Origin of the sequence: Pseudomonas rhizozeae (genome assembly GCF_031583775.1) — a bacterium.
Classification (GTDB): domain Bacteria; phylum Pseudomonadota; class Gammaproteobacteria; order Pseudomonadales; family Pseudomonadaceae; genus Aquipseudomonas.
The window spans coordinates 639,874-652,488 of the sequence record NZ_JAVLSB010000021.1; the positions used below are offsets into that span (position 1 = coordinate 639,874).

At 61.2% G+C, this 12,615-nt stretch carries 12 protein-coding genes; 7 read left to right on the forward strand and 5 right to left on the reverse strand.

Annotated features, from left to right (window positions below; genetic code table 11):
* Positions 1–110: 110 nt before the first annotated feature.
* The gene (locus tag RG836_RS07240; RefSeq protein WP_310844378.1) at positions 111–722 is read right to left on the reverse strand and encodes a c-type cytochrome; all 612 of its coding nucleotides are present in this window, start codon (positions 720–722) and stop codon (positions 111–113) included.
* Between the two features lie 43 nt (positions 723–765).
* Positions 766–1,056 (reverse strand): c-type cytochrome, encoded by a 291-nt coding sequence (locus RG836_RS07245; RefSeq protein WP_310844379.1) that lies wholly within the window; start codon positions 1,054–1,056, stop codon positions 766–768.
* 192 nt (positions 1,057–1,248) lie between these two features.
* Between RG836_RS07245 and yihA the strand changes: the two genes are divergently transcribed.
* Positions 1,249–1,890 (forward strand): ribosome biogenesis GTP-binding protein YihA/YsxC, encoded by a 642-nt coding sequence (yihA, locus tag RG836_RS07250; protein WP_310844380.1) that lies wholly within the window; start codon positions 1,249–1,251, stop codon positions 1,888–1,890.
* Between the two features lie 273 nt (positions 1,891–2,163).
* On the opposite strand, the gene polA is transcribed toward yihA, so the two are convergent.
* The gene (gene polA / locus RG836_RS07255) at positions 2,164–4,938 is read right to left on the reverse strand and encodes a DNA polymerase I (RefSeq protein ID WP_310844381.1); all 2,775 of its coding nucleotides are present in this window, start codon (positions 4,936–4,938) and stop codon (positions 2,164–2,166) included.
* 74 nt (positions 4,939–5,012) lie between these two features.
* Here polA and RG836_RS07260 point away from each other — a divergent pair, with 74 nt between their 5' ends.
* On the forward strand, positions 5,013–5,303 hold the full coding sequence (locus RG836_RS07260) for a DUF2782 domain-containing protein (protein ID WP_310844382.1): 291 nt from the start codon (positions 5,013–5,015) through the stop codon (positions 5,301–5,303).
* A gap of 60 nt (positions 5,304–5,363) precedes the next feature.
* Entirely contained in the window at positions 5,364–6,314 is a 951-nt protein-coding gene (locus tag RG836_RS07265) for a homoserine kinase (RefSeq protein ID WP_310844383.1), read from the forward strand.
* 158 nt (positions 6,315–6,472) lie between these two features.
* Here the strand turns inward: RG836_RS07265 and RG836_RS07270 are convergent, their stop codons facing one another.
* Entirely contained in the window at positions 6,473–7,393 is a 921-nt protein-coding gene (locus RG836_RS07270) for a zinc ABC transporter substrate-binding protein (protein ID WP_310844384.1), read from the reverse strand.
* Between the two features lie 66 nt (positions 7,394–7,459).
* Here RG836_RS07270 and zur point away from each other — a divergent pair, with 66 nt between their 5' ends.
* Genes zur through RG836_RS07290 form a run of 4 tightly spaced genes read left to right on the forward strand, consistent with a single transcriptional unit; the run spans position 7,460 to position 10,262 of the window.
* On the forward strand, positions 7,460–7,942 hold the full coding sequence (gene zur, locus RG836_RS07275) for a zinc uptake transcriptional repressor Zur (RefSeq protein WP_310844385.1): 483 nt from the start codon (positions 7,460–7,462) through the stop codon (positions 7,940–7,942).
* Positions 7,942–8,727 carry a zinc ABC transporter ATP-binding protein ZnuC gene (znuC, locus tag RG836_RS07280; RefSeq protein ID WP_310844386.1) on the forward strand — a complete coding sequence of 262 codons (786 nt, stop codon included), beginning with the start codon at positions 7,942–7,944 and terminating at the stop codon, positions 8,725–8,727. Before zur ends, znuC begins: the two co-directional genes overlap by 1 nt.
* Positions 8,720–9,508: a zinc ABC transporter permease subunit ZnuB gene (gene znuB, locus RG836_RS07285; protein WP_310844387.1), complete on the forward strand. Its 789-nt coding sequence runs from the start codon at positions 8,720–8,722 to the stop codon at positions 9,506–9,508. Before znuC ends, znuB begins: the two co-directional genes overlap by 8 nt.
* A 37-nt stretch (positions 9,509–9,545) precedes the next feature.
* The gene (locus tag RG836_RS07290) at positions 9,546–10,262 is read left to right on the forward strand and encodes a PA5502 family lipoprotein (RefSeq protein WP_310844388.1); all 717 of its coding nucleotides are present in this window, start codon (positions 9,546–9,548) and stop codon (positions 10,260–10,262) included.
* 89 nt (positions 10,263–10,351) lie between these two features.
* On the opposite strand, the gene katE is transcribed toward RG836_RS07290, so the two are convergent.
* Entirely contained in the window at positions 10,352–12,490 is a 2,139-nt protein-coding gene (gene katE / locus RG836_RS07295) for a catalase HPII (RefSeq protein ID WP_310844389.1), read from the reverse strand.
* Positions 12,491–12,615: the final 125 nt, after the last annotated feature.

Consider the following 12,615-nt stretch of genomic DNA (forward strand, 5'->3'; position numbering starts at 1 on the left):
CCACAAAAAAGGGCGGCCAAGGCCACCCTTTTTATGCTTGCAGCGACAGATTAATCGAGTGTTAACGTTGCAAGAGATGTAGGCCTCTCGCAGGACTCGATCAGTCGGGCTTAGTGCAAGCCTTGAATGTAACTGGAGACTGCGGCGATGTCTTCGTCGCTCAGTTTTTTCGCAATGCTCTGCATTGGCTTGGTGTCGCCGTCGTTGTTACGGCCGCCTTCTTCCTTGCGGAAGTCGGTGAGCTGCTTGGCGATGTATTGAGCGTGCTGGCCGCCAACGTGTGGGAAACCGGCGGCTGCGTTGCCAGAGCCGTTGGGCGAGTGGCAGCCGGTGCAGGCCGGCAGGCCCTTGGCCAGGTCGCCGCCGCGGAACAGGGCTTCACCCCGTGCGACGATCTTCGGATCGGCGGCGCCGACGCTGCCTTTCTGGCTGGCGAAGTAGGCGGAGATATCGGCCAGGTCCTGGTCGCTCAGGTTGGTCAGCAGGCCGGTCATTTCCAGGACGACGCGCTTGCCCGACTTGATGTCGTGCAGTTGCTTGTTCAGGTAGCGTTCACCCTGACCCGCCAGTTTTGGAAAGTTAGGCGCCATGCTGTTGCCATCCGGGCCATGACAGGCGCCGCATACTGCGGCTTTCGCCTGGCCAGCAGCCGCATCACCTGCAGCATGCGCAACACCGGAGATCCCCACGGTCAACAGCAGACTCACGATCAATTTGTTCATCAGCTAATCCAACTACGGCTAAGGGTTAAGTTATGGACCGGGTTTACTCTTTCATCCAGTGGATGATGGCTTGGTAATCCTCGGCACTGCAGTCCATGCACAAACCACGCGGCGGCATCGCCTTGAAACCCTGGGTCACGTGTTGCACCAGCGTCCCCATACCTTTGGCCAACCTCGGCTGCCAAGCTTCCTGATCGCCCTTGCGGGGTGCGTTGGGAAGCTGGCCGGAATGACAGGCACCACAAGAACGGTTGTACACAGCTTCCGGATCCTGTGTAGCCTGCGCGCTGTAAAGCGGCATCAAGACTCCGGCAGCCAGCAGCCATTTCGTCATACAGCAACCTTTTCAGGGTTTGAGAGCGTTCTGCGTTCTAGTGCGCAATCAAGGTCAATCGCTCTCGTGAACTTCATCCTACGCTGGGACAAAGCGCACACAAAATCTGCGGCATTATATACTGGCGTCACTGAAACGGAAACGACACCGCTTGCCGCGTCCATTCCCGGCGCCGCCCACATCGGAAATCCCATGCAACTCAAGAACCCCATCCTCGGCCTGTGCCAACAATCCACCTTCATGCTCAGTGCCGCCAAGGTCGACCAATGTCCCGATGACGAAGGCTTTGAAGTCGCCTTCGCCGGCCGTTCCAACGCAGGTAAATCCAGCGCGTTGAACACCCTGACTCACGCCAGCCTGGCGCGCACCTCGAAAACTCCGGGTCGCACACAGCTGTTGAACTTCTTCAAGCTAGACGATGAACGCCGTCTGGTCGACCTGCCGGGCTACGGTTACGCAAAAGTACCGATTCCGCTGAAGATGCACTGGCAGCGTCATCTGGAAGCGTACCTGGGTGGACGGGAGAGTTTGAAGGGCTTGATTCTGATGATGGACATCCGCCACCCGATGACTGACTTCGACCTGTTAATGCTCGATTGGGCCGTTGCCGCCGGCATGCCGATGCACATCCTGCTGACCAAGGCCGACAAGCTGACCTATGGCGCGGCGAAAAATACCCTGCTCAAGGTTCAGGCAGAAATCCGTAAAGGCTGGGGCGATGCGGTGACCATCCAGTTATTCTCGGCGCCAAAACGCATGGGCCTGGAAGACGCCTACACTGTATTGGCGGACTGGATGGAGCTGGCGGATAAGGGCGCGGAAGGCGCGGAGTAGGAATCGCAGGCAAAAAAAACCCCGGACTTCTTATGGGGAGGGGGAAGTTCGGGGTCCAAGTTCCGGACCGTTAGGGCGGGGTCCAGATATCTGCCAACACTTAACACAACATAGGAGCATTGAAGGGCTTCACCAGCCATTCAGTAACTCTGAGTGACGATTCACAACATTAGTTCAGATTTTTTCAGTAACTTTTCGAAATAAACCCTGAATCGTTCCGCGCTAACTCAAGCACCGCGACTATTCGTCGCGGTGCCATGTCTTTGCCGCGCCTCAGTGCGCCTCGTCCCAGTTATTGCCTACGCCCACTTCAACCAACAGCGGCACGTCGAGTGTCACGGCGGTGCTCATGTGTCGGCGAATGTCCTCGCGCACCTGGTCCACCAGGTCCTCGCGCACCTCGAGCACCAATTCATCGTGCACCTGCAGAATGACCTTGGCATCGAGCCCGGAACTGGTCAGCCAGCCATCCACCGCCACCATGGCTTTTTTGATGATGTCGGCCGCGGTGCCTTGCATCGGCGCGTTGATCGCCGTGCGCTCGGCGCCTTTGCGCAGGGCCGGGTTCTTGGCGTTGATGTCCGGCAGGTACAGGCGCCGGCCGAAAATGGTTTCGACGAACCCCTGCTCGGCCGCCTGGGTGCGGGTGCGCTCCATGTACGCCAGCACGCCCGGATAACGCGTGAAATAGCGGTCGATGTACGCCTGGGATTGCTTGCGGTCGACGCCAATCTGCTTGGCCAGGCCGAACGCGCTCATGCCATAGATCAGGCCGAAGTTGATGGCCTTGGCGCTGCGGCGTTGGTCGGTGGTGACGTCCGCCAATTCGACGCCGAAGACTTCTGCGGCCGTGGCTTTGTGCACGTCCAGATCATTGCGGAACGCGTGCAGCAAGCCCTCGTCCTTGGCCAGGTGCGCCATGATCCGCAGTTCGATCTGCGAATAGTCCGCTGCCAGCAGTTTGTAGCCTTTCGGCGCCACGAACGCCTGGCGAATGCGGCGGCCCTCGGCGGTGCGGATCGGAATGTTCTGCAGGTTCGGATCGCTGGAGGACAAGCGCCCGGTCGCCGCGACTGCTTGATGGTAGGACGTGTGGATGCGCCCGGTGCGCGGGTTGATCTGCTCCGGCAAACGATCGGTGTAAGTGCTTTTCAGCTTGCTCATCGAGCGGTACTGCATCAGCACCTTGGGCAGCGGAAAGTCCTGCTCGGCCAGTTCCGCCAGTACCGCTTCAGCGGTGGACGCCTGGCCCTTGGCAGTTTTGCTGAGAATCGGCAAACCGAGCTTTTCGTACAGGATCACGCCCAATTGCTTCGGCGAACCGAGGTTGAATTCCTCGCCGGCAATGGCAAATGCCTCACGCTCCAGCGCAACCATTTTGTCGCCGAGCTCAACGCTCTGGATCCCCAGCAGGTTGGCGTCAACCAACGCGCCTTGGCGCTCGATACGCGCCAGCACCGGCACCAGCGGCATCTCGATCTCCGTGAGCACGGTGCTCAGGCTCGGGATGGCGTTGAGTTTCTCCTGCAGCGTCTGGTGCAGGCGCAGTGTCACGTCAGCGTCTTCGGCGGCGTAGGGGCCGGCGAGTTCCAGGGCGATCTGGTCAAAGGTCAGTTGCTTGACGCCTTTGCCGGCGATGTCCTGGAAGCTGGTGGTGGTGTGCCCAAGGTATTTGAGCGCGAGGCTGTCCATGTCGTGGCGGGTGGCGGTGGAGTCGAGCACATAGGATTCGAGCATGGTGTCGAAGGCGATGCCTTGCACCGTGATGCCGCACTCCTGGTCGCCGCCGATGGCGCAGTTGGCGAGGATGTTCATGTCGAACTTGGCGTGCTGGCCGACCTTGAGTTTGGTCGGGTCTTCGAGGATCGGCTTGAGCGCGCGCAGTACGGTGTCACGGTCGAGTTGATCGGGCACGCCCATGTAGGAATGGGTCAGCGGGACGTAGGCCGCTTCGCCGGCCTTGACCGCGAAGGACACACCTACCAGTTGCGCCTGCTGTGCGTCGATGCCAGTGGTCTCGGTATCGAAAGCGATCAGCGTGGCGTCGTTGAGCTTCTTCAGCCACAGGTCGAAATCGGCTTGAGTCAGAATGGTGCTGTAGGCAAGTTCGGTCTGCTCGGCGGTCTCCGCTTCAGCCACCGGGGCCGTCACTTCCTGGCCGGCACGCTTGGCGTCGCGCTGGTTGTCTTCGAACCAGCTGCGGAATTCCAGCAAGGTGTACAGCTCAGCGAGCTTATCGTGATCCGGCGCCTTCATTTGCAACTCATCAAGGCCGATGTCCAGTGGCACGTCGATCTTGATGGTCGCCAATTGATAGGAAAGGAATGCCATCTCCTTGTGCTCTTCAAGCTTGGCCGGCAGGGTTTTGGCGCCGCGAATCGGCAAGGTCGGCACGATATCCAACTGCGCGTAGAGTTCGGTAAGCCCGCCATTGACGCCGACCAGCAAACCGGAGGCAGTCTTCGGGCCAATGCCCGGAACACCCGGGATGTTGTCGGACGAATCGCCCATCAGTGCCAGGTAATCGATGATCTGCTCCGGAGCGACGCCAAATTTCTCCTTCACGCCTTCCACGTCCAGTGCGCTACCGGTCATGGTGTTGACCAAGGTAATGTGGCCGTCGACCAGTTGCGCCATGTCTTTGTCGCCAGTGGAGATGACCACCGGGCGATCGGCGGCGGCGCTGCTGCGGGCCAGGGTCCCGATCACGTCATCGGCCTCCACGCCGTCGACGCACAACAGCGGGAAACCCAGGGCGATCACGCTCTGGTGCAGCGGCTCGATCTGCACACGCATGTCATCGGGCATGCTCGGGCGGTTGGCCTTGTATTCGGCATACATGTCATCACGAAACGTCCCGCCCTTGGCGTCGAACACCACGGCGAACGGGCTGTCCGGGTACTGCTTGCGCAGGCTCTTGAGCATGTTCAACACGCCCTTGACCGCACCGGTCGGCAGGCCTTTGGAGGTGGTCAGCGGTGGCAGCGCGTGGAAGGCGCGATACAGGTAAGACGAACCGTCCACCAGGACGAGGGGGGCTTGGCTCATGAGCAGGATCAACCTTTTCGGCGGGTCCGGCGCTAGAATAGCGGGACCGTTGACGACAAAGGGACAAGGTTATCATGCGCACGCTAAATCGCTTCCTGCTGCTCAGCTTGTTTGCAATCGCGCCGATGGCCGTCATGGCAGCGGACGATGCGCCCACGCCAGAACCGGATGTGACCATCCGCACTGAGGGCGACAATGTTATTCAGGAGTACCGGCAAAACGGTTTCCTCTACGCGATCAAGGTGACCCCCAAGGGAGCGCCGCCCTATTTCCTGGTGCGCGCCGACGGTAGCGATGCAAACTTCATCCGCTCGGATCAGCCGGATATGCTGATTCCGTCGTGGAAGATTTTCGAGTGGAAGTAGCTTCTTAAATTTCAACCGGCGCCGGCTTCAGCGGCGGCGCGCGTACTGGCAGTGCTAACCATGTCTGTGTTTACCCCCCTGGCTCGGCCTGAGCTGGAAACCTTTCTTGCCCCTTACGGGCTCGGCCGTCTGCTTGATTTCCAGGGAATCGCCGCCGGAAGCGAAAACACCAATTTCTTCATCAGCCTGGAGCAGGGCGAATTCGTCCTGACCCTGGTCGAGCGCGGTCCGGTGCAGGAGATGCCGTTCTTCATCGAGCTGCTCGACGTGTTGCACGAGGCTGAACTACCGGTGCCCTACGCCCTGCGCACCACCGATGGCGTGGCGTTGCGCGAGCTGGCGGGCAAGCCGGCGCTGCTGCAACCACGGCTGGCGGGCAAGCACATCAAGGTCGCCAACGCGCAGCATTGCGCCCAGGTTGGCGAGTTGCTGGGCCATCTGCACCTGGCGACCCAGGACAAAATGATCAAGCGCAAGACCGATCGCGGCCTGGACTGGATGCTGGAGGAGGGCACGGCGTTCCTCTCGCATCTGGACGCCGGGCAAAGCGAGCTGCTGGGCCGGGCGCTGGAAGAAATCAGCGCGCAAAAACAGAAAATTCTCGCGCTGCCACGGGCCAATATCCACGCCGACCTGTTCCGCGACAACGCGATGTTCGAAGGCACGCACCTGACCGGGCTGATCGACTTCTACAACGCCTGTTCCGGGCCGATGCTGTACGACGTGGCGATTGCCTTGAACGATTGGTGTTCGGACGAGCAGGGCGTGCTCGACGGCGCGCGGGCCCGTGCGTTGCTGGGCGCCTATGCGGCGTTGCGCCCGTTCAGCGCGGCCGAAGCTGAGTTGTGGCCGACGATGTTGCGGGTGGCGTGCGTGCGGTTCTGGCTGTCGCGCCTGATTGCCGCCGAATCGTTTGCCGGGCAGGACGTGCTGATTCATGACCCGATGGAGTTCCAGCAGCGCTTGGCGCAGCGGCAGCAGGTGAGTATTTCGCTGCCATTTGCCTTCTGAGGCTCTGCGAAGCTTTTGTGGCGAGGGAGCTTGCTCCCGCTGGAGTGCGAAGCGCTCCCCTGCGATTCATCTGACTGAAAAGCGGGAGCTGCTGCGCAGCCCATCGGGGGCAAGCCCCCTCGCCACAAGAAGTCCCCGCCACAGTGAAGCGGATAGCCTTACAACGACTCCAGGCACCCGGCCAAGTCATTCCCCAATTTCTCCAGCACCTGTTCATAACCTTGTGCAGTTGCCGGGGTGTAGCCGCCCAAGGCATCCAGCTCGGCCAGTTTCACCGGCAGGCCGGCGACCAGGGTTTCCGCCAGGCGTGGGCGCAGCGGTGGCTCGCTGAATACGCAGGTTTTGCCCACTGCCTGTAAACGCGTGCGCATCGCCGCCACATGCTGCGCGCCCGGCTGGACTTCGGCAGTGACACTGAACACGCCGGCATGCTTGAGCCCATAAGCGTCTTCGAAGTAATCGAAGGCTTCGTGGAACACGAAGTACGGCTTGCCGGCGATGGCGCCCAAGCGAGCCTTCAAGCGCAGGTCGAGGGCGTCCAGGCGTTCATCAAAGGCCTTGAGGTTGCTCTGGTAGCGCGCGGCATTGGCCGGGTCGGCGGCGCTCAGGTCGGCGGCCATTTTACCGGCGATCACCCGGGCGTTGACCGGCGACAGCCACAAGTGCGCGTCGAGGCTGCCAGGGCGGTGATCATGGTCACGCTCGTCAGCCTCTTCGGCGTGCGAATGACTGTCTTCGGTAAAGTGCCGCAGCTTCAGGCCGGGCAAATCCTGCACGGCGACGCTGGGCAGCGTCCGGCCATTCAGCACTCGGGGCAGGAAACCTTCCATGTCCGGGCCGATCCAGTACAGCAAATCCACCGACTGCACCTTCCGTACGTCGGATGGGCGCAGCGCATAGTGATGCGGTGAGGCGCCGGGCGGCAGCAGCACTTCCGGAATCGCCACGCCGTCCTGCACGGCCGCGGCTATCAGCTGTAGCGGCTTGATACTGGTGAGCACTTTGACTTCCGCGCTGGCCGGGCCGATCAGCAGAAAAGTTGCGACAAATGCGACAAAGATAGAAAAAAGTCGGGACACGATGACCACTCGAAGAGGCGAGAACGGGTAACATAATAACGTCTCTCACAAAACTCGTCGCCGCTCATGCCTAAAACACCGATTGCCAGCCGTCCTCACGACCACTCTCATTGCGTGCACAGCGCTCTGTCAGAGGCCGATGCTTTGTGCGCACGTCAAGGCTTGCGCTTGACCGCCCTGCGCCGGCGGGTGCTTGAATTGGTGTGGCAAAGCCATAAGCCGCTGGGCGCCTACGACATCCTCGCCGTGCTCAGCGAGCAGGACGGTCGCCGTGCCGCGCCGCCCACCGTGTACCGTGCGCTGGACTTCCTGCTGGAAAACGGCCTGGTCCACCGCATCTCTTCGCTCAACGCCTTTGTCGGCTGCAACCACCCGGAGCACGCGCACCAGGGCCAGTTCCTGATCTGCCGCGAATGCCACGCCGCCATCGAGCTTGAACAAAAATCCATCAGCGACGCGATTGTCTTCAGCGCCCAGGACGTCGGTTTCATCGTCGAAGCCCAGACCGTTGAAGTGGTCGGCCTCTGCTCGGGTTGCCAGGGGGCTTGATGAGCAACGCGCTGATCCGTCTGGACAAGGTCGCCGTCACCTTCGCCGGACAAAACGTGCTGGATAACATCGAACTCAGCGTCGAGCCACGGCAGATCGTCACCCTGATCGGCCCCAACGGCGCCGGCAAGACCACTCTGGTGCGCGCGGTGCTCGGCCTGCTCAAGCCCGACAGCGGCAGCGTGTGGCGTAAGCCGAAGCTGCGCGTTGGTTACATGCCGCAAAAACTTCACGTCGATCCGACCTTGCCGCTCTCGGTGCTGCGCTTCCTGCGCCTGGTGCCCGGCGTGGATCGCGCCCGTGCCTTGGCCGCGCTCAAGGAAGTGGGTGCCGAACAGGTGATCGACAGCCCGGTGCAAAGCGTCTCTGGTGGCGAAATGCAACGTGTGTTGCTGGCCCGGGCGCTGCTGCGCGAACCCGAACTGCTGGTGCTGGACGAGCCGGTGCAAGGCGTCGACGTCGCTGGCCAGGCCGAGCTGTACAGCCTGATCACCCGTCTGCGTGACCGTCACGGCTGCGGCGTGTTGATGGTCTCCCACGATTTGCACCTGGTGATGAGCACGACCGATCAGGTGGTCTGCCTCAATCGCCACGTCTGTTGCTCGGGCCACCCGGAACAGGTCAGCGGCGATCCGGCGTTCGTCGAGTTGTTCGGCAAAAACGCCCAGAGCCTGGCGATTTATCACCACCACCATGACCATGCCCATGACTTGCACGGGTCGGTGGTCACTGAGGCCGCCGCCGGCCATGTTCATGTGCACGGGGATAACTGCAAGCATGGCTGATTTTCTGTTATACGCCCTGCTTGCAGGTCTGGCGCTGGCGGTGGTGGCGGGGCCGTTGGGCTCGTTCGTGGTCTGGCGGCGCATGGCTTACTTTGGCGACACCTTGTCCCACGCCGCCCTGCTCGGCGTGGCCCTGGGCTTTTTGCTGGATGTCAGCCCGACCGTGGCGGTCACCGTCGGTTGCCTGTTGCTGGCGGTGTTGCTGGTGACCCTGCAACAGCGCCAACCGCTGGCGTCCGACACCTTATTGGGCATTCTTGCGCCCAGCACGCTCTCGCTGGGGCTGGTGGTCCTAAGCTTCATGCACGAAGTGCGGATCGACCTGATGGCCTATCTGTTCGGCGACCTGCTGGCGATCAGCCCCACTGATCTGGCGTGGATCCTCGGCGGCAGCGCGGCGGTGCTGGCGCTGCTGGTAACGCTGTGGCGGCCTTTGCTGGCGATTACCGTCCACGAGGAGCTGGCCACGGTCGAGGGCCTGCCGGTGGCGGCGCTGCGCTTGACCTTGATGCTCTTGATCGCCGTGGTGATTGCCGTGGCGATGAAAATCGTTGGCGTGTTGCTGATCACTTCGTTACTGATCATTCCGGCGGCAGCGGCACAGCGTCACGCCCGCTCGCCGGAGCAGATGGCGTTGGGCGCGAGCCTGCTGGGCATGCTGGCAGTGTGCGGCGGGCTGGCGTTATCGTGGTTCAAGGACACCCCGGCCGGGCCCTCGATTGTCGTCGTGGCCGCCGCGTTGTTTCTGCTGAGTTTTGTCCTGCCCCGTCGAGGGGTGTAGACTTGCTCGTTTTTTGCGCAAATAGAGAGTCGCAGGAATGAAGCCGTTCGCCTCCCGTTATCTGCTCCTTGCCGCATTTTCCCTGCTGCTGGGTGCCTGCCAAAGCACGCCGCCGGCGGCCCCCGAGGTCCCCGATGCGCGGGCCACGGCCATCGCGCAGCTTGAGCAAAACCTGGCCAGCAGTGAGCTGGCCACCGCCGAAGATCAATTGGCCACGCTGCAAACCCAATACCCCAACGACCAGTCGCTGGAGCAATACCAGCGGCAACTGGCCGAAGCCTACCTGCGCCGTAGTCAGATTGTGTTGCAGAAAGGTGATGTCAACGCCGCCGCTACTGCCCTGAGCCGCGCCCGTGCGCTGATGCCCAAGGCACCGGCGCTGACCGGTGGCGTCAACAACGCCATCGTCAATGCGCGAAAGGCTGAGCTGGACAAAGCCGAAGCTGCGTTGCTGGCCGCTGAAGCCAAGCCTAAGGCGCGGGTGATCGATCCGACCGCTGAAAGCACCACGGTTGCACTGAACATCGGTGATATGGCGAAACTGCGTCGGCAACTCGATGCCATCGCCGCTGATGTGGTGAATTACCAGTGCGACGTCATCATCCAGACGCCGCGCACTCAGGATTACCCATGGCTGGCGACGTTGCTGAGCAAGCGGGTGAAAAAGCTGGAGGCCAGCTTTGACATGACATTGCAAAAGCAGATCTTGCGCACCGTGCCGGCGCAGATGGTGTTGAGTCCGCGTAAGCCTTAAGAAACTTCGCGAGCAGGCGCGCTCCCACATTGGAAAGGGTGTTACCCAATCTTGTGGGAGCGAGCCTGCTCGCGAAAGCGTCCTGACGGTTAAGCCGGAATCGCCTTGGCCTTAGGCTCCCGATCCCAAACCCGATGCTGGGCAATCGCCGCGAAGAAGTTCTTCATCGATTTGGCATCGACACCCACGATCAACCCGGCATCCGCTTCCAGCTTCAGCACGTCCAGCAACTGCTTGGCTTCACCGTTCAGTGCAATCGCCTTCAGGTGCTTGTAGGCCTCCAGCAGGTAATGCAGGGCCACGCCGTCGCCGCTGAGGGCTTTGATCGAATCCGCGCCACCCGGCACGAATACCGCGTCGAAAGCAATCGACGGCAAACCTTCCATCGATGCATCCACTGGCAATGTTTTGCCATCCTTGGTGGTGACCGGCGCCGACGACGGGCCCAGCACTTTGGCATGCGCACCTTCGGCGGTGAGTGCCTTCTTCAGCGCATCGATCGCTGCGGCATCGACGCCGTTCGCTACCAGCACCGCGACTTTGCGCGTCTTGATATCGCCCGAGAGCAAATTGGCCTGGCTCAGAGCCGGCGACTGTTCAAGGGAGATTTTCCGCACGTCGATAGTGCCTGCCTTGGGCGCTGGCAAACCAAGGTTCTGCGCCACACGCTTGGCCAGTTCGAGGTCGATGTTGGCGAGAATTTCGTTCACTTGCCGCTCACGAATCCACAACCGGTCGACCTTGCCCAATTCAAAGCTGTAGGCGGCGATGATGTGTTCCTGCTCGTGCTTGCTCATGCTGTGGAAGAACAGCCGCGCCTGGGAGAAGTGGTCGCCGAACGACTCGCTACGCTGGCGGATCTTCGCCGCGTCGACGCGCTCAGGGTAGCTTTCGAAGCCACCGTCCACCGGGCCGGGCGGGGTTTCTTTCGGCCAGCCACCGTCGATAGAATTCGGCTCGTAGGCGGCGCGGCCCTTGTCGATGGTGGTGCGATGCAGGGCGTCGCGCTGGCCATTATGGAACGGCGCCACCGGACGGTTGATCGGGATCTCATGAAAGTTCGGCCCACCGAGTCGGCTGATTTGCGTATCGGTGTAGGAAAACAGCCGGCCTTGCAGCAGCGGATCGTTGGAAAAGTCGATGCCCGGCACGATGTGCCCAGGGCAAAACGCGACTTGCTCGGTTTCGGCGAAGAAGTTATCCGGATTACGGTTGAGCACCATTTTGCCCAGGGGCGTGATCGGGATGATCTCTTCGGGGATGATCTTGGTCGGATCAAGGATGTCGAAATCGAAGTCGTGTTCGTTTTCTTCAGGGATGATCTGAACGCCGAATTCCCATTCCGGGTAGTCGCCCATTTCGATGGACTCCCAGAGGTCGCGACGGTGGTAGTCGGTGTCCTTGCCGGCCAGTTTCTGCGCTTCGTCCCACAGCAGCGAGCAAGTCCCGGCTGCCGGGCGCCAATGGAATTTGACGAAGTTCGCCGTGCCTTCGGCGTTGATCATGCGGAAACTATGCACGCCGAAGCCCTGCATGGTGCGCAGGCTCTTCGGGATCGCCCGGTCCGACATGGCCCAGATCACCATGTGCGCCGACTCCGGTTGCAGCGATACAAAGTCCCAGAACGTATCGTGGGCGCTGCCGCCGGTGGGGATTTCGTTATGCGGCTCGGGTTTCACCGCGTGGACGAAGTCCGGGAATTTGATCGCGTCCTGGATAAAGAACACCGGCATGTTGTTGCCCACCAAGTCGAAGTTGCCTTCGTCGGTGAAGAACTTGACCGCGAAACCGCGTACATCGCGCACGGTATCGCCCGAGCCGCGTGGGCCTTGCACCGTGGAAAAGCGCACGAAGACCGGGGTTTTTTTCTGCGGATCCTGTAGGAAACCGGCCTTGGTCAACGCGGCATGGTTTTCATAGCTTTGGAAATAGCCATGGGCGCCGACGCCGCGGGCGTGGACGATGCGCTCCGGGATCCGCTCATGGTCAAAATGCGTGATTTTTTCACGCATGATGAAGTCTTCCAGCAGCGACGGCCCGCGGGCGCCGGCCTTGAGGGTATTCTGGTTGTCCGAGACCTTGACGCCCTGATTGGTGCGCAAGGCCTGTTCGGTGGCGTCGGAGCGGAACTGTTCAAGGCTTTCGAGTTTGGCGTTAGTGTTGCCACGGTCCAGGGTGTCGGTCCCGGCCATTGCGCTTTTCGGCGCTTGAGGTTTCTTGTTGCTCATCAGTCATTAACTCCTTGTTGCGATCCCCGCCGTAGCCAGGACTCGTCAGAATATTCCCCAGGCACGGTCCGGGGCATTTTCGAGTTGCTTAGGTAGTGACTGGCGGGAGTCTCAAGCCGTTCCTT

Bases quoted from the DNA above. Each gene is read 5' to 3' on its own strand.
- RG836_RS07240 (WP_310844378.1), bottom strand. From the start codon at position 722: ATGAACAAATTGATCGTGAGTCTGCTGTTGACCGTGGGGATCTCCGGT.
- RG836_RS07245 (WP_310844379.1), bottom strand. From the start codon at position 1,056: ATGACGAAATGGCTGCTGGCTGCCGGAGTCTTGATGCCGCTTTACAGC.
- yihA (WP_310844380.1), top strand. From the start codon at position 1,249: ATGCAACTCAAGAACCCCATCCTCGGCCTGTGCCAACAATCCACCTTC.
- polA (WP_310844381.1), bottom strand. From the start codon at position 4,938: ATGAGCCAAGCCCCCCTCGTCCTGGTGGACGGTTCGTCTTACCTGTAT.
- RG836_RS07260 (WP_310844382.1), top strand. From the start codon at position 5,013: ATGCGCACGCTAAATCGCTTCCTGCTGCTCAGCTTGTTTGCAATCGCG.
- RG836_RS07265 (WP_310844383.1), top strand. From the start codon at position 5,364: ATGTCTGTGTTTACCCCCCTGGCTCGGCCTGAGCTGGAAACCTTTCTT.
- zur (WP_310844385.1), top strand. From the start codon at position 7,460: ATGCCTAAAACACCGATTGCCAGCCGTCCTCACGACCACTCTCATTGC.
- znuC (WP_310844386.1), top strand. From the start codon at position 7,942: ATGAGCAACGCGCTGATCCGTCTGGACAAGGTCGCCGTCACCTTCGCC.
- znuB (WP_310844387.1), top strand. From the start codon at position 8,720: ATGGCTGATTTTCTGTTATACGCCCTGCTTGCAGGTCTGGCGCTGGCG.
- RG836_RS07290 (WP_310844388.1), top strand. From the start codon at position 9,546: ATGAAGCCGTTCGCCTCCCGTTATCTGCTCCTTGCCGCATTTTCCCTG.
- katE (WP_310844389.1), bottom strand. From the start codon at position 12,490: ATGAGCAACAAGAAACCTCAAGCGCCGAAAAGCGCAATGGCCGGGACC.